At 61.1% G+C, this 20,145-nt stretch carries 16 protein-coding genes; 15 read left to right on the top strand and 1 reads right to left on the bottom strand.

Features of this window, described 5'->3' with window-relative positions:
- Positions 1 to 14 precede the first annotated feature (14 nt).
- The 13 genes from CRO23_RS20360 (at position 15) to lpxC (ending at position 16,104) form a co-directional block, all read left to right on the top strand.
- Positions 15 to 1,778 carry a peptidoglycan glycosyltransferase FtsI gene (locus CRO23_RS20360; protein ID WP_004932790.1) on the top strand — a complete coding sequence of 588 codons (1,764 nt, stop codon included), beginning with the start codon at positions 15 to 17 and terminating at the stop codon, positions 1,776 to 1,778.
- Complete coding sequence (murE, locus tag CRO23_RS20355; RefSeq protein WP_097102757.1) at positions 1,765 to 3,252, top strand: UDP-N-acetylmuramoyl-L-alanyl-D-glutamate--2,6-diaminopimelate ligase; 1,488 nt, start codon at positions 1,765 to 1,767, stop codon at positions 3,250 to 3,252. The genes CRO23_RS20360 and murE overlap by 14 nt, the downstream gene beginning before the upstream one ends.
- Positions 3,249 to 4,610: a UDP-N-acetylmuramoyl-tripeptide--D-alanyl-D-alanine ligase gene (gene murF, locus CRO23_RS20350; RefSeq protein ID WP_028127855.1), complete on the top strand. Its 1,362-nt coding sequence runs from the start codon at positions 3,249 to 3,251 to the stop codon at positions 4,608 to 4,610. The genes murE and murF overlap by 4 nt, the downstream gene beginning before the upstream one ends.
- Positions 4,604 to 5,686, top strand: a complete 1,083-nt coding sequence (gene mraY / locus CRO23_RS20345) for a phospho-N-acetylmuramoyl-pentapeptide-transferase (RefSeq protein ID WP_004932782.1) — start codon at positions 4,604 to 4,606, stop codon at positions 5,684 to 5,686. The genes murF and mraY overlap by 7 nt, the downstream gene beginning before the upstream one ends.
- 2 nt (positions 5,687 to 5,688) lie before the next feature.
- On the top strand, positions 5,689 to 7,008 hold the full coding sequence (murD, locus tag CRO23_RS20340; RefSeq protein ID WP_049300163.1) for a UDP-N-acetylmuramoyl-L-alanine--D-glutamate ligase: 1,320 nt from the start codon (positions 5,689 to 5,691) through the stop codon (positions 7,006 to 7,008).
- Complete coding sequence (gene ftsW / locus CRO23_RS20335; RefSeq protein WP_015376649.1) at positions 7,005 to 8,207, top strand: cell division protein FtsW; 1,203 nt, start codon at positions 7,005 to 7,007, stop codon at positions 8,205 to 8,207. Before murD ends, ftsW begins: the two co-directional genes overlap by 4 nt.
- A gap of 3 nt (positions 8,208 to 8,210) precedes the next feature.
- Positions 8,211 to 9,275: an undecaprenyldiphospho-muramoylpentapeptide beta-N-acetylglucosaminyltransferase gene (gene murG / locus CRO23_RS20330; protein ID WP_028127853.1), complete on the top strand. Its 1,065-nt coding sequence runs from the start codon at positions 8,211 to 8,213 to the stop codon at positions 9,273 to 9,275.
- Between the two features lie 84 nt (positions 9,276 to 9,359).
- On the top strand, positions 9,360 to 10,835 hold the full coding sequence (murC, locus tag CRO23_RS20325) for a UDP-N-acetylmuramate--L-alanine ligase (RefSeq protein ID WP_028127852.1): 1,476 nt from the start codon (positions 9,360 to 9,362) through the stop codon (positions 10,833 to 10,835).
- Positions 10,828 to 11,748: a D-alanine--D-alanine ligase gene (locus CRO23_RS20320; protein ID WP_048794657.1), complete on the top strand. Its 921-nt coding sequence runs from the start codon at positions 10,828 to 10,830 to the stop codon at positions 11,746 to 11,748. The genes murC and CRO23_RS20320 overlap by 8 nt, the downstream gene beginning before the upstream one ends.
- A 1-nt stretch (position 11,749) precedes the next feature.
- A complete protein-coding gene (ftsQ, locus tag CRO23_RS20315; RefSeq protein WP_004932761.1) occupies positions 11,750 to 12,601 on the top strand; it encodes a cell division protein FtsQ in 852 nt (283 codons plus the stop codon).
- A complete protein-coding gene (gene ftsA / locus CRO23_RS20310) occupies positions 12,598 to 13,854 on the top strand; it encodes a cell division protein FtsA (protein WP_004932758.1) in 1,257 nt (418 codons plus the stop codon). Before ftsQ ends, ftsA begins: the two co-directional genes overlap by 4 nt.
- A gap of 74 nt (positions 13,855 to 13,928) precedes the next feature.
- Positions 13,929 to 15,083: a cell division protein FtsZ gene (ftsZ, locus tag CRO23_RS20305; protein WP_004932757.1), complete on the top strand. Its 1,155-nt coding sequence runs from the start codon at positions 13,929 to 13,931 to the stop codon at positions 15,081 to 15,083.
- 103 nt (positions 15,084 to 15,186) lie between these two features.
- Complete coding sequence (gene lpxC, locus CRO23_RS20300; protein WP_004932754.1) at positions 15,187 to 16,104, top strand: UDP-3-O-acyl-N-acetylglucosamine deacetylase; 918 nt, start codon at positions 15,187 to 15,189, stop codon at positions 16,102 to 16,104.
- 106 nt (positions 16,105 to 16,210) lie between these two features.
- Here lpxC and CRO23_RS20295 read toward each other — a convergent pair whose 3' ends face one another.
- The gene (locus tag CRO23_RS20295) at positions 16,211 to 16,726 is read right to left on the bottom strand and encodes a DUF721 domain-containing protein (RefSeq protein WP_004932751.1); all 516 of its coding nucleotides are present in this window, start codon (positions 16,724 to 16,726) and stop codon (positions 16,211 to 16,213) included.
- A gap of 26 nt (positions 16,727 to 16,752) precedes the next feature.
- Between CRO23_RS20295 and secM the strand changes: the two genes are divergently transcribed.
- On the top strand, positions 16,753 to 17,283 hold the full coding sequence (gene secM / locus CRO23_RS20290) for a secA translation cis-regulator SecM (RefSeq protein WP_033641259.1): 531 nt from the start codon (positions 16,753 to 16,755) through the stop codon (positions 17,281 to 17,283).
- 82 nt (positions 17,284 to 17,365) lie between these two features.
- Positions 17,366 to 20,074, top strand: coding sequence for a preprotein translocase subunit SecA (secA, locus tag CRO23_RS20285; protein ID WP_097102755.1), 2,709 nt, complete (start codon positions 17,366 to 17,368; stop codon positions 20,072 to 20,074).
- Positions 20,075 to 20,145 lie beyond the last annotated feature (71 nt).

Here is a 20,145-nt window from a genome sequence, read left to right as displayed (position 1 = left end):
TAGAAAGGAAACGCATGAAAGCAGCGCGCCCCGGTAAGTTGAGACGCCAGGAAGATCAGGCCAGCTTTGTCAGCTGGCGTTTTGCGTTGCTGTGCGGCTGCATTTTGCTGGCGATGGTTGGCCTGATGTTGCGCGTCGCGTACCTGCAGGTCATCAACCCCGATCGTCTGGTGAAAGAAGGCGACATGCGTTCGCTGCGCGTGCAGGAAGTGCCGACCGCGCGCGGCATGATCAGCGATCGCGCCGGCCGTCCATTGGCGGTCAGTGTGCCGGTGAATGCGGTGTGGGCCGATCCGAAAGAGCTGAACGAGCGCGGCGGCATCACGCTGGACAGCCGCTGGAAAGCGCTTTCCGATGCGCTGAACATCCCGCTGGACCAGCTTTCCAACCGCATCAACGCCAACCCGAAAGGGCGTTTCGTTTATCTGGCGCGCCAGGTTAACCCGGCGATCGGCGATTACATTCACAAACTCAAGCTGCCGGGGATCTACCTGCGGCAGGAGTCGCGCCGTTACTACCCGGCGGGGCAGGTGACGTCGCACATCATCGGCGTGACCAACATCGACGGGCAAGGTATCGAAGGCGTCGAGAAGAGCTTCGACCGCTGGCTGACCGGGCAACCGGGCGAGAGAACGGTGCGTAAGGACCGCTTCGGCCGGGTGATCGAAGATATTTCCTCCGTCGACAGTCAGGCGGCGCACAACCTGGTACTGAGCGTCGATGAGCGCCTGCAGGCGCTGGTGTATCGCGAGCTGAACAACGCGGTGGCGTTCAACAAGGCCGAATCGGGCACTGCGGTGCTGATCGACGTGAACACCGGCGAAGTGCTGGCGATGGCCAACAGCCCGTCTTACAACCCGAACAACATGGCCGGTACGCCGAAAGAAACCATGCGTAACCGCGCCATCACCGATATTTTTGAACCCGGTTCAACCGTGAAGCCGATGGTGGTGATGACCGCGCTGCAAAACGGCGTGGTGAGAGAAAACAGCGTGCTGAACACCATCCCGTACCGCATTCAGGGCCACGAGATCAAAGACGTGGCGCGGTACTCGGAGCTGTCATTGACCGGGATCTTGCAGAAGTCGAGTAACGTCGGTGTTTCAAAGCTGGCGTTAGCGATGCCGTCCTCAGCGTTAGTAGATACTTACTCTCGTTTTGGGCTGGGAAAAGCGACCAATTTGGGGCTGGTCGGAGAAAGCAGTGGCATATACCCAAAAAAACAACGGTGGTCTGACATAGAGAGGGCCACCTTCTCTTTCGGCTACGGGCTGATGGTAACTCCGTTACAGTTGGCGCGAGTCTATGCAACGATCGGCAGCCTGGGCGTGTATCGCCCATTGTCGATCACCAAGGTTGACCCTCCGGTCGCCGGCGAACGCGTTTTCCCTGAACCTCTGGTGCGCACCGTGGTGCACATGATGGAAAGCGTGGCCTTGCCGGGCGGCGGCGGCGTGAAAGCCGCCATCAAGGGATACCGTATCGCCATCAAAACCGGTACCGCGAAAAAAGTGGGCCCGGACGGCAAATACGTCAACCGATACATCGCTTATACCGCCGGCGTCGCGCCGGCAAGTAACCCCCGTTTTGCCCTGGTGGTCGTCATCAACGACCCGCAGGGTGGGAAATACTATGGTGGCGCAATCTCCGCGCCGGTGTTCGGCGCCATCATGGGCGGCGTATTGCGCACCATGAACGTCGAGCCTGACGCGTTGCCCACCGGTGACAAAAGCGAATTAGTGATTAACAAGAAAGAGGGTTCAGGTGGCAGATCGTAATTTGCGCGACTTACTCGCCCCGTGGGTGCCGACGGCACCCGGGCGCGCGCTGCGGGAAATGACATTAGACAGCCGCGTGGCGGCTGCCGGGGATCTGTTTGTCGCCGTGGTCGGCCATCAAACGGATGGACGCCGCTATATTCCGCAGGCCATCGCGCAGGGCGTCGCCGCTGTGATCGCCGAGGCTGACGGTCAGGCCGAAGACGGCGCCATCGTTGAGATGCACGGCGTGCCGGTGATCTACCTGAGCCAACTGAACCAGCGCCTTTCCGCGCTGGCCGGGCGTTTTTACCATCAGCCGGGCGAGCGTCTGCGCCTGGTCGGGGTGACCGGCACCAACGGCAAAACCACCACCACGCAACTGCTGGCGCAGTGGAGCCAACTGCTGGGCGAAACCAGTGCGGTAATGGGCACCGTCGGCAACGGCCTGCTGGGCCAGGTGTGTCCGACGGAGAATACCACCGGTTCTGCGGTGGATGTTCAACACGTATTAAACGAGTTGGCGGAACAGGGCGCGACCTTCGCCGCGATGGAAGTCTCATCCCACGGTCTGGTGCAACACCGGGTGGCGGCGCTGCCGTTCGCTGCGGCGGTTTTCACCAACCTGAGCCGCGATCACCTGGATTATCACGGTGACATGGCCAATTACGAAGCGGCCAAATGGTCGCTGTTCGCCGCCCACAACGTGGGGCAGGCGATCATCAATGCCGACGATGAAGTCGGCCAGCGCTGGCTGAGCAAGCTGCCGGATGCGGTAGCGGTGACGATGCAGGGCAACCTGCAGCCGGGCTGCCACGGCCGCTGGCTGAAAACCACGGCGGTCGACTATCACGACAACGGTGCCACGGTTCGTTTCAGCTCCAGCTGGGGCGACGGCGAGATCGAAAGCCGCCTGATGGGCGCTTTCAACGTCAGCAACCTGCTGTTGGCCTTGGCGACGCTGCTGTCGTTGGGCTACCCGCTGGAGGCGCTGGTGGAAACCGGCAGCCGTCTGCAGCCGGTCTGCGGCCGCATGGAAGTGTTTAACGCGCCGGGCAAACCGACGGTGGTGGTGGATTACGCCCACACGCCGGATGCGCTGGAGAAAGCGCTGGAAGCTGCGCGCCTGCACTGCCAGGGGCAGCTGTGGTGCGTGTTCGGCTGCGGCGGCGATCGCGACAAGGGCAAACGTCCGCTGATGGGCGGCATCGCCGAGCAGTTCGCCGATCGCGTGGTGATCACCGATGACAACCCGCGGACCGAAGAGCCGCGCGCGATTATCAACGACATCCTGACCGGATTGCTGGACGCCGGGCAGGCGCTGGTGATCCACGGCCGCGCCGAAGCGGTGACCAGCGCCATCATGCAGGCGCAGGAGCAGGATGTGGTGTTGGTGGCGGGCAAAGGCCACGAAGATTATCAGCTGGTGGGCAACCGCCGTCTGGATTATTCCGACCGCACGACGGTCGCACGGCTGCTGGGGGTGCTGGCATGATCCCTGTCTCTCTTCAGACACTGGCTGAGGTATTGAGCGCTGAACTGATCGGCGCCGATTGCCAAATTGTCGAGGTGACGACAGACACCCGCAAGGTGACCGCCGGTTGCCTGTTTGTAGCGCTGAAAGGCGAGCGTTTCGACGCTCACGACTTCGCGGCGGATGCCGTAGCCGCAGGCGCCGGGGCGTTGCTGGTCAGTAAGCGCTTATTGGTGGACGCGCCGCAGCTGGTGGTGAAAGACACCCGTCTGGCGCTGGGGCAGCTTGGCGCCTGGGTGCGTCAACAGGTGCCTGCGCGCGTGGTGGCGCTGACCGGCTCCTCGGGCAAGACATCGGTGAAAGAAATGACCGCCGCCATTCTGCGTGAATGCGGCGAAGTGCTGTATACCGCCGGCAACTTCAATAACGACATCGGCGTGCCGCTGACGCTGTTGCGTCTGGAGCCGCAGCATGACTTTGCCGTGATAGAGCTGGGCGCTAATCACATTGGCGAAATTGCTTACACCACCGCATTGACGCGTCCGCAGACCGCTTTGGTGAACAACCTGGCGGCAGCGCACCTGGAAGGCTTCGGCTCGCTGGCCGGCGTCGCCCAGGCGAAAGGTGAAATCTTTACCGGCCTGCCGGCCGACGGCGTGGCGATCATCAACGCCGATAACAACGACTGGCCGCACTGGCAGAGCATGCTGGGCGGCAAAACCGTCTGGCGCTTCTCGCCGCAGGCCGCCGAAGGCGTGGACTTCTTCGCGGACGACGTGCGGGTGAACGGCGCAGGCACGCAGTTTACGTTACACAGCCCGTTCGGCACCGCCGAGATCGCGCTGCCGCTGCCGGGGCGCCACAACGTGGCCAACGCGCTGGCGGCCACGGCGCTGGCGATGTCGGTGGGCGCCACCCTTGAAGCGGTGCGTCAGGGGTTGAAGCAATTGCAGGCGGTGCCGGGGCGTTTGTTCCCGGTGGCGCTGGCCGAAGACAAGCTGCTGCTGGATGACAGCTATAACGCCAACGTCGGGTCGATGACCGCGGCGGCGCAGGTGCTGGCGGAAATGCCGGGCTATCGCGTGATGGTGGTCGGCGATATGGCCGAGCTGGGCGCAGAAGCGGAAGAGTGCCACCGTCAGGTGGGTGAAGCCGCCCGTCTGGCCGGGGTCGACAAAGTGATCAGCGTCGGCGGGTTGAGCCGCGTGCTGAGCGAAGCCTCCGGCAATGGCGAACATTATCAGGACAAGACAGCAGTGATCGCGCGCGTGGCGGAATTACTGTCGGAACATGCGGTCATCACCGTGTTAATCAAAGGTTCACGTAGTGCCGCAATGGAGCAGGTAGTACGCGCGTTACAGGAGAAAGCACCATGTTAGTTTGGCTGGCCGAGCATTTGGTCAAGTATTACTCAGGCTTCAACGTCTTTTCTTATCTGACGTTCCGAGCCATTGTCAGCCTGCTGACCGCGCTGTTCCTGTCGCTGTGGATGGGCCCGCGGGTGATCAAGCGTCTGCAAGAAATGTCCTTCGGGCAGGTAGTGCGTAACGACGGCCCCGAGTCGCACTTCAGCAAGCGCGGCACGCCGACCATGGGCGGTATCATGATCCTGACCTCCATCACCATTTCGGTGCTGATGTGGGCCTACCCGTCCAACCCGTATGTCTGGTGCGTGCTGTTTGTGCTGGTGGGTTACGGCATCGTCGGTTTCGTCGACGACTACCGCAAGGTGGTGCGTAAGGACACCAAAGGGCTGATCGCCCGCTGGAAGTATTTCTGGCAGTCGGTGATTGCGCTGATTGTCGCATTCGCCATGTACGCCGTAGGAAAAGACACGCCAGCCACCGAGCTGGTTGTGCCGTTCTTTAAGGACGTGATGCCGCAGCTGGGCTTGCTGTACATCCTGCTGGCCTATTTCGTCATCGTCGGCACCAGCAACGCGGTCAACCTGACCGACGGTCTGGACGGCCTGGCGATTATGCCGACGGTATTCGTGGCGGCCGGTTTCGCGCTGGTGGCCTGGGCGACCGGTAACATGAACTTCGCCAACTACCTGCATATTCCGTATCTGCGTCATGCCGGTGAGTTGGTGATCGTCTGCACCGCCATCGTCGGCGCCGGCCTCGGGTTCCTGTGGTTCAATACCTACCCGGCTCAGGTGTTTATGGGCGACGTCGGTTCGCTGGCGCTGGGCGGCGCGCTGGGCACCATCGCGGTGCTGCTGCGCCAAGAGTTCTTGTTGGTGATCATGGGCGGCGTATTCGTGGTAGAGACGCTGTCGGTGATCCTGCAGGTGGGGTCGTTCAAGCTGCGCGGACAACGCATTTTCCGCATGGCGCCGATTCACCACCACTATGAATTGAAAGGCTGGCCGGAACCGCGCGTGATCGTGCGCTTCTGGATCATTTCGCTGATGCTGGTGCTGATTGGCCTGGCAACGCTGAAGGTGCGTTAATCATGGCAGACTATCAGGGTAGAAAAGTCGTCATCATCGGGTTGGGCCTCACCGGCCTGTCCTGTGTCGATTTCTTCATGGCGCGCGGCGTAACGCCGCGCGTGATGGATACCCGTATCGCGCCGCCAGGGTTGGACAAACTGCCTGAAAGCGTGGAGCGCCATCTGGGTGATTTGAATCAGGACTGGCTGCTGGCGGCGGATCTGATCGTCGCCAGCCCGGGCGTCGCGCTGGCGACCCCGGCATTGAGCGCCGCGGCTGACGCCGGCGTGGAAATCGTCGGCGATGTCGAGCTGTTCTGCCGCGAGGCGCAGGCGCCGATCGTGGCGATCACCGGCTCCAACGGCAAAAGCACCGTCACCACCCTGGTGGGCGAGATGGCGAAAGCCGCCGGTTGGGCGGTGGGCGTGGGCGGCAATATCGGCCTGCCGGCGCTGAGCCTGCTGCGCCAGGAATGCCGGCTGTACGTGCTGGAGCTGTCCAGCTTCCAGCTGGAAACGACGCATAGCCTGCGGGCGGCGGCGGCGACCATCCTGAACGTGACCGAAGACCATATGGATCGCTATCCGTTCGGCCTGCAGCAGTATCGCGGCGCCAAGCTGCGCGTGTATGAAAACGCCGCCGTGTGCGTGGTGAACGCGGACGATGCGCTGACCATGCCGGTGCGCGGCGCCGACGAGCGCTGCGTCAGCTTCGGTGCGGACGTGGGCGACTATCACCTGAACCGTCAGCAGGGGGAAACCTGGCTGCGGGTGCGCGGTGACAAGGTGCTGAATACGCGCGAGATGAAACTGACCGGCCGCCACAACTACACCAACGCCCTGGCGGCGCTGGCGTTGGCGGATGCGGTCAATATCCCGCGCGCGTCCAGCCTGAAGGCGCTGACCACCTTCACCGGCCTGGCGCACCGCTTCCAGCTGGCCTGGGAGAACAACGGCGTGCGTTGGATCAACGATTCCAAAGCCACCAACGTCGGCAGCACCGAAGCGGCGCTGAACGGCCTGCAGGTGGACGGCACGCTGCATCTGCTGCTGGGCGGCGACGGCAAGTCCGCCGATTTCTCGCCGCTGGCGCGCTATCTGCAGGGCGACAACGTGCGTCTGTATTGCTTTGGCCGCGACGGCGCCCAGCTGGCGCAGCTGCGGCCGGAAGTGGCGACGCTGACCGAGACCATGGAGCAGGCGATGCGCACCATCGCCGGCCGCGTACAGCCCGGCGATATGGTGTTGTTGTCGCCGGCCTGCGCCAGTCTCGATCAGTTCCGTAATTTTGAAGTGCGCGGCGATGAGTTCGCCCGCCTGGCGCAGGAGCTTGGCGGATGAAACTACGCTTGCCGAACTTCGGGCTGACAGAACGGCTGAAAGACTGGGTGACCGGCGCGCGCGACAACGACGCGGTCAACATGGTGCTGTACGATCGCACCCTGCTGTGGCTGACCTTCGGGTTGGCGATCATCGGCTTCGTGATGGTGACTTCGGCGTCGATGCCGATCGGCCAACGCCTGGCGGACGATCCGTTCCTGTTCGCCAAACGTGATGCGTTGTACCTCGGTCTGGCGTTCGGTCTGTCGCTGGTGACGCTGCGCATCCCGATGGAAGTTTGGCAGCGCTACAGCAACGTAATGCTGCTGATGTCGATCGTGATGCTGCTGATCGTCCTGGTGGTGGGGAGCTCGGTAAACGGGGCCTCGCGTTGGATCGCGCTCGGCCCGCTGCGTATTCAGCCCGCAGAGCTGTCCAAGCTGTCGCTGTTCTGCTACCTGGCGAGCTATCTGGTGCGCAAGGTGGAAGAGGTGCGCAGCAACTTCTGGGGCTTCTGTAAGCCGATGGGCGTGATGGTGGTGCTGGCGGTGCTGCTGCTGGCGCAGCCGGACCTCGGTACCGTGGTGGTGCTGTTCATCACCACGCTGGCGATGCTGTTCCTGGCCGGCGCGAAAATGTGGCAGTTCCTGGCGATCATCGGCTCCGGCGTGTTCGCCGTGGTGCTGCTGATTATCGCGGAACCGTACCGTATGCGCCGCGTGACCTCGTTCTGGAACCCGTGGGCCGACCCGTTCGGCAGCGGCTACCAGTTGACCCAGTCGCTGATGGCATTCGGCCGCGGTGAGTTCTGGGGGCAGGGGCTCGGCAACTCGGTGCAGAAACTGGAGTATTTGCCGGAAGCGCATACCGACTTCATCTTCTCCATTTTGGGTGAAGAACTGGGCTATATCGGTGTGGTTTTAGCCCTGTTAATGGTATTCTTCGTCGCTTTTCGCGCGATGTCCATCGGGCGCCGCGCGCTGGAGATCGACCAACGCTTCTCCGGCTTCCTGGCCTGCGCGATCGGCGTGTGGTTCAGCTTCCAGGCGCTGGTTAACGTCGGCGCCGCCGCGGGCATGCTGCCGACCAAAGGTCTGACGCTGCCGCTGATCAGTTACGGCGGCTCGAGCTTGCTGATTATGTCGACGGCGATCGTGCTGTTGCTGCGAATTGATTATGAAACGCGCCTGACCAAGGCTCAGGCGTTTGTGAAGAGGTAAGGGATGAGCGGGAAACCTAAGCGTTTAATGGTGATGGCAGGCGGTACCGGCGGGCACGTGTTCCCGGGGCTGGCGGTCGCGCATCATCTGATGGCGCAGGGCTGGCAGGTGCGCTGGCTCGGAACCGCAGACCGAATGGAAGCCGATCTGGTGCCGAAGCACGGGATCGAGATTGATTTTATCCGCATCTCCGGCCTGCGCGGCAAGGGCCTGAAGGCCCAGTTGACGGCGCCGCTGCGGATCTGGCAGGCGGTGCGGCAGGCGAAAGCCATTATGCGCAGCTATCAGCCGGATGTGGTGCTGGGGATGGGCGGTTACGTTTCCGGCCCCGGCGGCCTGGCGGCCTGGCAGTGCGGCATCCCGGTGGTGCTGCACGAGCAGAACGGCATCGCCGGTTTGACCAACCGCTGGCTGGCGCGCATCGCCGCCAAAGTGATGCAGGCCTTCCCCGGCGCGTTCCCGAACGCCGAGGTGGTGGGCAACCCGGTGCGTACCGACGTGTTGGCGCTGCCACTGCCGGCGGAGCGGTTGCAAGGGCGCGAAGGCCCGATCCGTGTGTTGGTGATTGGCGGAAGTCAGGGCGCGCGCGTGCTGAATCAGACAGTTCCTGAAGTCGCGGCGCGTTTGGGCGATAGAATTACGCTCTGGCATCAGGTTGGCAAGGGCGCGCTGGAAACGGTGCTGCGCGACTACGAGAGGGTAGGGCAGACGCAGCACAAGGTGACCGAGTTCATCGACGACATGGCAGCCGCCTATGCCTGGGCCGACGTGGTGGTCTGCCGCTCCGGCGCGTTGACCGTCAGCGAAATCGCGGCGGCGGGGCTGCCGGCGATCTTCGTGCCGTTCATGCACAAGGATCGTCAACAGTACTGGAACGCACGTCCGCTGGAAGAAGCCGGCGCGGCGAAGATTATCGAACAGCCGCAGTTCAACGCCGATGTGGTGGCCGAACTGCTGGCGAGCTGGGATCGCAAGACGCTGCTGGCCATGGCCGAGAAAGCGCGCGCGGTCGCCATTCCGGACGCCACCGAGCGCGTGGCGGCGGAGCTGGTGCGGCTCGCCAGGTAACGAGTGCAGGGGTTCGGCGCGCCGAACCTGAATAAAAGCAATGTGATGTAGGGCCGGGGTACCGGATCCGGATTAGAGAGAGTGATGAATACACAACAACTGGCGAAACTACGTACTATCGTGCCCGAGATGCGTCGCGTCCGGCACATTCACTTTGTCGGCATCGGTGGTGCCGGCATGGGTGGTATCGCCGAAGTGTTGGCAAACGAAGGGTATCAGATCAGCGGCTCCGACCTGGCGCCGAATCCGGTGACCCAACAGTTGAGCGCGCTCGGGGCGACGATTTACTTCAATCACCGTCCGGAAAACGTGCTGGATGCGAGCGTGGTGGTGGTGTCTACCGCCATCTCCGCCGACAACCCGGAGATCGTCGCCGCTCGTGAAGCGCGCATCCCGGTGATCCGCCGCGCTGAAATGCTGGCGGAGCTGATGCGTTTTCGCCACGGCATTGCTATCGCCGGCACGCACGGCAAAACCACCACCACGGCGATGGTCTCGAGCATTTATGCCGAAGCCCGCCTGGACCCGACCTTCGTCAATGGCGGGCTGGTGAAGGCGGCAGGCACCCACGCGCGACTGGGGTCCAGCCGTTATCTGATCGCGGAAGCGGATGAGAGCGATGCGTCGTTCCTGCACCTGCAGCCGATGGTGGCCGTGGTCACCAACATCGAAGCCGACCATATGGACACTTACCAGGGCGACTTCGAGAACCTGAAGCAGACGTTTATCAATTTCTTGCACAACCTGCCGTTCTACGGCCGTGCGGTGATGTGCATCGACGATCCGGTAGTGCGCGAGCTGTTGCCGCGCGTGGGTCGCCATATCACCACTTATGGCTTCAGTGAAGATGCTGATGTGCGCATCGAAGACTACCGGCAGATTGGGCCGCAGGGGCACTTTACCCTGAGCCGTCAGGACAAGCCGTTGCTGACGGTGACGCTGAACGCGCCGGGCCGCCACAATGCGTTGAACGCGGCGGCGGCGGTAGCGGTAGCGACCGAAGAAGGCATCGACGACGAAGATATCCTGCGCGCGCTGGCGGGTTTCCAGGGGACCGGGCGTCGCTTCGATTTCCTCGGCGAGTTCCCGCTGGAGCCGGTCAACGGCAAAGCGGGCAGCGCGATGCTGGTGGACGACTACGGCCACCATCCGACCGAAGTGGACGCCACGCTGAAGGCGGCGCGCGCCGGTTGGCCGGACAAGCGTCTGGTGATGATCTTCCAGCCGCACCGCTACACGCGTACTCGCGATCTGTACGACGATTTCGCCAACGTGCTGTCGCAGGTGGATGTGCTGCTGATGCTCGATGTGTACGCCGCCGGCGAAGCGCCGATCCCGGGCGCGGACAGCCGCTCGCTGTGCCGCACCATCCGCAGCCGCGGCAAGCTGGATCCGATCCTGGTTTCCGATGCCGATAGCGTGCCGGAAACGCTGGCGCAGCTGCTGCAGGATGAAGACCTGGTGCTGGTGCAGGGCGCCGGTAACGTGGGCAAAATCGCCCGTAAACTGGCCGAGCTGAAGCTGCAGCCGCCGAAGAAAGAGGAGGAGCACCATGGCTGATAAAGTTGCAGTTCTGCTGGGCGGCACCTCCGCTGAACGTGACGTTTCTCTGCAATCCGGCGCCGCGGTGCTGGCCGGGTTGCGCGAAGCCGGTATCGATGCGCACGGCGTCGATACCCGCGATTTCCCGGTGACCCAGCTGAAAGAGCAGGGGTTCACCAAAGTGTTTATCGCGCTGCACGGCCGCGGCGGCGAGGATGGCACCCTGCAGGGGCTACTGGAGTTCCTCGAGCTGCCTTATACCGGCAGCGGCGTGATGGCCTCGGCGCTGACCATGGACAAATGGCGCACCAAGATGGTGTGGCAGTCGATGGGCTTGCCGGTGGCGCCTTACGTGGCGTTGAATCGCCAACTGTACTTCGGCGCCGAAAAAGCGGCGCTGCTGGCGCGCGTGGCGGATCTCGGTCTGCCGCTGATCGTCAAGCCAAGCCGTGAAGGCTCCAGCGTCGGCATGAGCAAGGTCACCGAGAGCGCTGCGTTGGAAGCGGCGTTGGAAGAAGCCTTCCGCCATGACGACGATGTGCTGGTGGAGAAGTGGTTGAGCGGGCCGGAATACACCGTGGCAATGCTGGGCGACCAGGTGCTGCCGTCGATCCGCATCCAGCCAGCCGGTGTGTTTTACGACTACCAGGCCAAGTACATTTCGGACGATACGCAGTACTTCTGCCCGAGCGGTTTGAGCGCCGAGCAGGAAGCCGAGATGGCGGCATTGGCGCTGCGCGCCTACCGCGGTCTGGACTGCAGCGGCTGGGGCCGCGTCGACGTAATGCAAGACAGCGATGGCAGCTTCTATCTGCTTGAGGTGAACACCTCTCCGGGCATGACCAGTCATAGCCTGGTGCCGATGGCAGCGCGCCAGTTTGGATTAAGCTTCTCGCAGCTAGTGGCGAGAATTTTGGAGTTGGCCGACTGATATGTCGCAAGCTGCCCTGAATGCGCGCGATCGCGAGGTGGATAACGGCCCGCGCCGCAGCAATGGAACCCAGTTGGCGGGAATGATTTTCCTGCTGATGGTGTTGGGAACGGTCGTGTGGAGCGGTTGGGCGGTGCTTGGCTGGATGAAAGACGCCAGTCGCCTGCCGCTCTCAAGGCTGGTGGTGACCGGCGAACGCCACTACACCACCAACGATGATATTCGTCAGGCGATCCTGGCGCTGGGCGCACCCGGCACCTTTATGACGCAGGATGTGGACGTCATCCAGCAGCAGATCGAACGTCTGCCGTGGATCAAGCAGGCCAGCGTGCGCAAACAATGGCCGGATGAGCTGAAGATCCATCTGGTGGAGTACGTCCCGGTGGCGCGCTGGAACGATTTGCACATGGTGGACGCCGAGGGCAAAGCGTTCAGCGTGCCGGCGGAGCGGGCGGGCAAGCAGAAGTTGCCGCTGCTCTACGGGCCGGAAGGGAGCGAGCAGGATGTGCTGGAGGGCTATCGGGCGATGAGCGCCACGTTGGCGGCCAGCAAATATACGCTGAAAATGGCGGCGATGACCGCGCGCCATTCCTGGCAGCTGGCGCTGGACAACGATGTTCGGCTTGAGCTGGGGCGCGATGACCGCAACGGGCGTTTGCAGCGGTTTATCGAGCTTTACCCGGTATTGCAACAGCAGGGCCAGGCGGAGAGCAAGCGTGTCAGCTATGTCGATCTGCGCTACGAGTCCGGCGCTTCGGTAGGGTGGGCTCCGGTGTTGGTCGATCCGCAGGCGCTTGGCGGTCAGCAAAACAGTAATCAGCAACAGAATCAGGCACAGGCAAAACAACAATGATCAAGTCGACGGACAGAAAACTGGTAGTTGGACTGGAGATCGGTACTGCAAAAGTCTCCGCGTTGGTAGGGGAAGTTCTGCCCGATGGCATGGTCAACATTATCGGGGTGGGCAGCTGCCCGTCTCGCGGCATGGATAAGGGCGGCGTAAACGACCTGGAGTCGGTGGTGAAGTGCGTACAGCGCGCCATCGATCAGGCCGAGCTGATGGCGGACTGCCAGATCTCGTCAGTGTATCTGGCGCTGTCGGGCAAGCACATCAGCTGCCAGAACGAAATCGGCATGGTGCCGATCTCGGAAGAGGAAGTGACGCAGGACGACGTGGAAAACGTGGTGCATACCGCCAAATCGGTGCGCGTGCGCGACGAACACCGCATCCTGCATGTGATTCCTCAGGAATACGCCATCGATTATCAGGAAGGCATCAAAAACCCGGTTGGGCTGTCCGGCGTGCGCATGCAGGCCAAGGTGCATCTGATTACCTGCCATAACGATATGGCGAAGAACATCGTCAAGGCCGTGGAACGTTGCGGCCTGAAAGTTGACCAACTTATTTTCGCCGGTCTGGCCGCGAGCTACGCGGTGCTGACCGAAGATGAACGCGAACTCGGCGTTTGCGTGGTGGATATCGGTGGCGGCACCATGGATATGGCGGTGTACACCGGCGGCGCGCTGCGCCACACCAAAGTGATCCCTTACGCCGGGAACGTGGTCACCAGCGACATCGCTTACGCCTTTGGCACGCCGCCGACCGACGCGGAAGCGATTAAAGTTCGACACGGTTGTGCGCTTGGGTCGATTGTTAGCAAGGATGAGAATGTAGAGGTGCCTAGCGTTGGGGGACGTCCCCCACGCAGTCTGCAAAGACAGACGCTGGCTGAAGTCATTGAGCCACGCTACACCGAACTGTTGAATCTGGTTAACGATGAAATTTTGCAATTGCAGGAGCAACTGCGTCAGCAAGGGGTGAAGCATCATCTGGCGGCAGGTATCGTGCTGACCGGTGGCGCCGCCCAGATTGATGGCCTGGCAGCCTGTGCGCAACGGGTGTTCCACACCCAGGTACGCATCGGCCAACCCTTGAACATCACGGGTCTGACGGATTATGCGCAGGAGCCTTACTACTCGACGGCGGTAGGTCTGCTGCACTATGGAAAAGAGTCTCACCTGAGCGGTGAGACGGAAGTAGAAAAACGCGCCTCGGTGGGCAATTGGTTTAAACGCATCAATAGCTGGCTGAGAAAAGAGTTTTAATGTTTCAACAAAGAGATCATGCTGAGTAATCTTTTTATGATCTCGCAGCGACAGGCACAAAACGGAGAGAAACTATGTTTGAACCAATGGAACTAACCAATGACGCGGTGATTAAAGTCATCGGCGTCGGCGGCGGCGGTGGCAACGCCGTTGAACACATGGTGCGCGAGCGCATCGAAGGTGTTGAATTCTTCGCTGTGAACACGGACGCCCAGGCGCTCCGCAAAACGGCGGTTGGCCAAACCATCCAGATTGGTAGCGGTATTACCAAAGGTCTGGGTGCGGGCGCGAACCCTGAGGTGGGTCGCAATTCAGCGGAAGAAGACCGCGAAGCCCTGCGCGCAGCGCTGGACGGCGCAGACATGGTCTTCATCGCAGCCGGCATGGGCGGCGGTACCGGTACCGGTGCGGCGCCAGTGGTGGCTGAAGTGGCTAAAGATTTGGGTATTCTGACCGTGGCCGTGGTGACCAAGCCTTTCAACTTCGAAGGCAAGAAGCGCATGGCATTCGCGGAGCAGGGTATCGCTGAGCTGTCCAAACACGTGGACTCGCTGATCACCATCCCGAACGACAAGCTGTTGAAAGTGCTGGGGCGCGGGATCTCTCTGCTGGACGCGTTCGGTGCGGCCAACGACGTGCTGAAAGGCGCGGTGCAGGGTATCGCCGAGCTGATCACCCGTCCGGGCCTGATGAACGTCGACTTCGCCGACGTGCGCACCGTGATGTCCGAAATGGGCTACGCGATGATGGGTTCCGGCGTGGCTTGCGGTGAAGACCGTGCCGAAGAAGCGGCCGAAATGGCGATCTCCAGCCCGCTGCTGGAAGACATCGACCTGTCCGGCGCGCGCGGCGTGCTGGTCAACATTACCGCTGGCTTCGATCTGCGTCTGGATGAGTTCGAAACCGTGGGTAACACCATCCGTGCGTTCGCTTCCGACAACGCTACCGTGGTTATCGGTACCTCGCTGGATCCGGAAATGAACGACGAACTGCGCGTAACCGTGGTTGCAACCGGTATCGGTATGGACAAGCGTCCAGAAATCACTCTGGTGACCAATAAGCAGGCCAGCCAGCCAGTGATGGATCACCGTTATCAGCAGCACGGCATGTCGCCTCTGCCGCAGGAAGTGAAACCTGCCGCCAAGGTGGTCAACGACCAAGCTGCGCAGCCGAATAAAGAGCCCGACTATCTTGATATTCCAGCCTTCCTGCGTAAACAGGCAGACTAAGAATATCCTGAGAATTTGGAATCTCCGCTCTTTGTGCTAAACTGTCCCGCCGGCCATGCTGTATGCTTGGCTGGTAGGATGGATAACATTGCGAGATAAAACGATGATCAAACAAAGGACATTAAAACGTATTGTTCAGGCGACTGGCGTCGGTTTGCATACCGGCAAGAAAGTCACGCTGACAATGCGCCCAGCGCCGGCTAATACCGGGGTCATCTATCGTCGCACTGACTTGAATCCACCGGTTGATTTTCCGGCTGATGCAAAATCCGTGCGTGATACCATGCTCTGTACTTGCCTGGTGAATGAGCATGACGTGCGTATTTCGACCGTTGAGCACCTCAACGCCGCGCTGGCTGGGCTGGGCATCGACAACATCGTCATTGAAGTCGACGCCGCTGAAATCCCAATCATGGACGGCAGCGCCAGTCCGTTCGTGTTCTTACTGCTGGATGCCGGTATCGAAGAACTGAACTCGGCGAAGAAATTCCTGCGTCTGAAAGAGACCGTACGCGTTGAAGACGGCGACAAATGGGCCGAGCTGTCCCCGCACAACGGGTTCCGCCTGGACTTCACCATCGACTTCAACCACCCGGCTATCGACGCCAGCTCTCAGCGCTACCGTCTTGATTTCTCGGCTGAGTCGTTCGTGCGTCAAATCAGCCGTGCGCGCACCTTCGGGTTCATGCGCGACATTGAATACCTGCAGTCCCGCGGCTTGGCCCTGGGCGGCAGCTTCGATTGCGCCATCGTGGTAGATGACTACCGCGTGCTGAACGAAGACGGTCTGCGTTTCGAAGACGAATTCGTACGTCACAAAATGCTGGACGCCATCGGCGACCTGTTCATGTGCGGCCACAACATCATTGGCGCGTTCACCGCGTTCAAGTCTGGCCACGCGCTGAACAACAAACTGCTGCAGGCCGTACTGGCCAAGCAGGAAGCGTGGGAATACGTGACCTTCCAGGACGAAGCCGAAATGCCGTTGGCATTCAAGGCGCCGTCTACCGTATTGGCGTAAGGTCCGAATTCCTCGCCTGCGAATAACGGCAGGCGCATCCCCTGAGAGCCTGATCATTCAGGCTCATGATGTTGGCTGTCGGGTGTTTTGCAGTTTGTGTCGCTGATTACTTATCACGACTGGTTGTGTTGGTACCCTCTCCGGCCAATGCAGCCAGCCGTTCCAATATCTTGCGCAGTTTCTCCGGGCTACGGCTCGCCAACCCTCTCAGCTCTTCCGCACTTTCCAGACTCAAATGCCGCATCGGCACGGGTTTTTCCGGCGCTTTCTCTGCGTTTTGCACCTGGTTGCTGCCTTTCGCCATCAAGGCCGGATTAATCCTGATGTCGATCGACGACAATGATGGTAGAATTTGCGCTCGTAGTGCAGACAGCAAAGCGGGTTGTTCGTAGCGCAAGCGCATCATCCAACTGGCATTTGCCGTTTCGAGCACTAAAATACCCTGTCGGAAATTCGCGACGCGGCACCAGGGATGCAGGGGAGCGGGCAACAGGCCCTTCACTGCACGGTTAAGCTTGAGCAGCGCCACCGCGCGTTGCTGGACGTTATGCAGCGGCCCTTTGCTGCCGGCAGACGCGTCGTCGAACAGGACATCTAATAATTGTGGACGGCTATCGCGCATAATGGGCTCCGGCGGATTATAAACTCGTGATCGGTATTCTAAATCGTTGGCGACAATTTGGCAGACGTTATTTCTGGCCCCATCTCCTGTTAGGGATGGTTGCGGCCACGCTTGGCGCGTCTTCCAATTTGTCCGGCGCCCCCGATCAGGCCGCACTGCCGAATACGTCGTCCAGCCTTAACCGGCAAAATTCGGCCAATGGCACGTTCAACAGCCTGGCCCTGCTGCAGGACGCGCATCGCCGTCCTACCTTCAGCGTAGATTACTGGCAGCAACATGCGCTGCGCACCGTCATTCGTCACCTCTCTTTCGCGCTGGCGCCGCAGGCGGTTTATGCGCGGGTGCAGGAGAGCGAAGCCGAAGCGGAACCCCCTTTGCAGGTAGCGCAACTGGCGCTGCTGTCTACCCTCAACGCGCTGCTGACGCACGAGCCGAAGCCGCCGACCATCATTCGCCACACTCACCTTGAGGTGCTGCCCACGCTGGCGCGCCACCAGACCGGCCTGTGGGTGGCGCAGGTGCAGGGCATTCGCGCCGGGCCCGCCGCCCTCGTCTGATCTCGCCCTTCGGGCACAAAAACCATAAATAATAGCAAGTTGACTGCCGTGTTCGGCGGTCATGACAGAGATATCAAACATCATGTTAGTGAAATTATTAACCAAAGTTTTTGGCAGCCGTAACGATCGTACCCTGCGCCGCATGCGCAAAGTGGTTGAGCAGATCAACCGCATGGAACCGGACATGGAAAAACTGTCCGATGACGAGCTGAAAGCGAAAACCAACGAGTTCCGCGCACGCCTGGAGAAAGGCGAGTCGCTGGACAGCCTGATCCCTGAAGCCTTCGCCGTGGTGCGCGAGGCGAGCAAGCGCGTGTTCGGCATGCGTCACTTCGACGTGCAGCTGCTGGGCGGCATGGTGCTGAACGACCGCTGCATCGCCGAGATGCGCACCGGTGAAGGTAAAACCCTGACCGCGACGCTGCCGGCCTACCTGAACGCCCTGAGCGGCCGCGGCGTGCACGTCGTGACCGTCAACGACTACCTGGCGCAGCGTGACGCCGAAAACAACCGTCCGCTGTTCGAGTTCCTCGGCCTGAGCATCGGCATCAACCTGCCGGGCATGCCGGCGCCGGCCAAGCGCGAAGCTTACGCCGCCGACATCACCTACGGCACCAACAACGAATACGGCTTCGACTACCTGCGCGACAACATGGCGTTCAGCCCGGAAGAGCGCGTGCAGCGCAAACTGCACTATGCGCTGGTGGATGAGGTGGACTCCATCCTGATCGATGAAGCGCGTACGCCGCTGATCATCTCCGGCCCGGCCGAAGACAGCTCTGAGATGTACATCAAGGTCAACAGGCTGATCCCTAAACTGATCCGCCAGGAAAAAGAAGATTCCGACACCTTCAAGGGTGAAGGGCACTTCTCGGTGGACGAGAAGGCGCGTCAGGTCCACCTGACCGAACGCGGTCTGATCCTGATCGAAGAGATGCTGGTGGACGCCGGCATCATGGATGAAGGCGAATCGCTGTACTCGCCGACCAACATCATGCTGATGCACCACGTTACCGCCGCGCTGCGCGCCCACGTGCTGTTCACCCGCGACGTGGACTACATCGTGAAAGATGGTGAAGTGATCATCGTCGATGAACACACCGGCCGTACCATGCAGGGCCGCCGTTGGTCCGACGGTCTGCACCAGGCGGTGGAAGCCAAAGAAGGCGTGGAGATCCAGAACGAGAACCAGACGCTGGCTTCGATCACCTTCCAGAACTACTTCCGTCTGTACGAGAAGCTGGCCGGGATGACCGGTACCGCCGATACCGAAGCCTTCGAATTCAGTTCGATCTACAAGCTGGACACGATCGTGGTGCCAACCAACCGTCCGATGATCCGTAAGGATATGCCGGATCTGGTGTACATGACCGAGAAAGAGAAGATCGGCGCCATCATTGAAGATATCCGCGAGCGTACCGCCAAAGGCCAACCGGTGCTGGTGGGTACCATCTCAATCGAGAAATCCGAAGTGGTGTCCCGTGAGCTGACCAAAGCGGGCATCGACCACAAGGTGCTGAACGCCAAATTCCACGCCATGGAAGCGGACATCGTCGCCCAGGCCGGCCAAAGCGGTGCGGTGACCATCGCTACCAACATGGCGGGCCGTGGTACCGACATCGTGCTGGGCGGCAGCTGGCAGGCCGAAGTGGCGCTTCTGGAAGAACCGACCGAAGAGCAGATCGAAGCTATCAAAGCCGCCTGGAAAGAGCGCCACGACGCGGTGCTGGCGGCGGGCGGCCTGCATATTATCGGCACCGAGCGCCATGAATCGCGCCGTATCGATAACCAGCTGCGCGGCCGTTCCGGTCGTCAGGGCGACGCCGGTTCATCCCGCTTCTACCTGTCGATGGAAGATGCCCTGATGCGTATCTTCGCCTCGGATCGCGTGTCCGGCATGATGCGTAAACTGGGTATGAAAGAAGGCGAAGCGATTGAGCACCCGTGGGTGACCAAGGCGATCGCCAATGCTCAGCGCAAGGTAGAGAGCCGCAACTTCGACATCCGTAAGCAGCTGCTGGAATACGACGACGTCGCCAACGATCAGCGCCGCGCCATCTACAGCCAACGCAACGAATTGCTGGACGTGTCCGACGTGAGCGAAACCATCGGCAGCATCCGCGAGGACGTGTTCAAGAGCACCATCGACAACTACATCACGCCGCAGTCGCTGGAAGAAGAGTGGGACATTCAGGGGCTGGAAGAGCGCCTGAAGAACGACTTCGATCTGGAGATGCCGATTGCCCAGTGGCTGGACAAAGAGCCGGAGCTGCACGAAGAGACGCTGCGCGAACGCATTCTGGAGAACGCCAAAGAGCAGTATCAGCGTAAGGAAGAAGTGGTCGGCAGCGAGATGATGCGCAACTTCGAGAAGGGCGTGATGCTGCAGACGCTGGATTCTCTGTGGAAAGAGCATCTGGCGGCGATGGACTACCTGCGCCAGGGTATCCACCTGCGCGGTTACGCGCAGAAGGATCCGAAGCAGGAGTACAAGCGTGAATCCTTCAACATGTTCGCCACCATGCTGGAATCGCTGAAATATGAAGTGATCAGCGTGCTGAGCAAGGTACAGGTGCGGATGCCGGAAGAGGTGGAAGCGCTGGAACAGCAGCGCCGTGAAGAGGCCGAGCGTCTGGCGCAGCAGCAACAGCTGAGCCACCACGACGAGAACGCGCTGGCGACTGAAGATCCGAATGCGCCGGCGACCGCCGAGCGTAAAGTGGGCCGCAACGATCCTTGCCCATGCGGTTCCGGCAAGAAATACAAGCAGTGCCACGGTCGCCTGCAGTAATGCCGGCCGCGGTTGACCGATAACACCCAGGGGTTCAGCTTGCTGAGCCCCTGTTTTTTTGACACCCATCA

Origin of the sequence: Serratia sp. JKS296, assembly GCF_900215445.1 — a bacterium.
In the GTDB taxonomy this organism is placed as follows: domain Bacteria; phylum Pseudomonadota; class Gammaproteobacteria; order Enterobacterales; family Enterobacteriaceae; genus Serratia; species Serratia marcescens.
The sequence above is the reverse complement of the archived record's forward strand: the minus strand, read 5'-3'. Positions and strand labels throughout refer to the sequence as shown.

What these genes read in the sequence shown, in the direction of transcription:
- secA (WP_097102755.1), top strand. Translation starts at nt 17,366, where the DNA reads ATGTTAGTGAAATTATTAACCAAAGTTTTTGGCAGCCGTAACGATCGT.
- CRO23_RS20320 (WP_048794657.1), top strand. Translation starts at nt 10,828, where the DNA reads ATGGCTGATAAAGTTGCAGTTCTGCTGGGCGGCACCTCCGCTGAACGT.
- ftsW (WP_015376649.1), top strand. Translation starts at nt 7,005, where the DNA reads ATGAAACTACGCTTGCCGAACTTCGGGCTGACAGAACGGCTGAAAGAC.
- murC (WP_028127852.1), top strand. Translation starts at nt 9,360, where the DNA reads ATGAATACACAACAACTGGCGAAACTACGTACTATCGTGCCCGAGATG.
- murF (WP_028127855.1), top strand. Translation starts at nt 3,249, where the DNA reads ATGATCCCTGTCTCTCTTCAGACACTGGCTGAGGTATTGAGCGCTGAA.
- ftsA (WP_004932758.1), top strand. Translation starts at nt 12,598, where the DNA reads ATGATCAAGTCGACGGACAGAAAACTGGTAGTTGGACTGGAGATCGGT.
- murD (WP_049300163.1), top strand. Translation starts at nt 5,689, where the DNA reads ATGGCAGACTATCAGGGTAGAAAAGTCGTCATCATCGGGTTGGGCCTC.
- lpxC (WP_004932754.1), top strand. Translation starts at nt 15,187, where the DNA reads ATGATCAAACAAAGGACATTAAAACGTATTGTTCAGGCGACTGGCGTC.
- ftsZ (WP_004932757.1), top strand. Translation starts at nt 13,929, where the DNA reads ATGTTTGAACCAATGGAACTAACCAATGACGCGGTGATTAAAGTCATC.
- CRO23_RS20360 (WP_004932790.1), top strand. Translation starts at nt 15, where the DNA reads ATGAAAGCAGCGCGCCCCGGTAAGTTGAGACGCCAGGAAGATCAGGCC.
- murG (WP_028127853.1), top strand. Translation starts at nt 8,211, where the DNA reads ATGAGCGGGAAACCTAAGCGTTTAATGGTGATGGCAGGCGGTACCGGC.
- CRO23_RS20295 (WP_004932751.1), bottom strand. Translation starts at nt 16,726, where the DNA reads ATGCGCGATAGCCGTCCACAATTATTAGATGTCCTGTTCGACGACGCG.
- mraY (WP_004932782.1), top strand. Translation starts at nt 4,604, where the DNA reads ATGTTAGTTTGGCTGGCCGAGCATTTGGTCAAGTATTACTCAGGCTTC.
- ftsQ (WP_004932761.1), top strand. Translation starts at nt 11,750, where the DNA reads ATGTCGCAAGCTGCCCTGAATGCGCGCGATCGCGAGGTGGATAACGGC.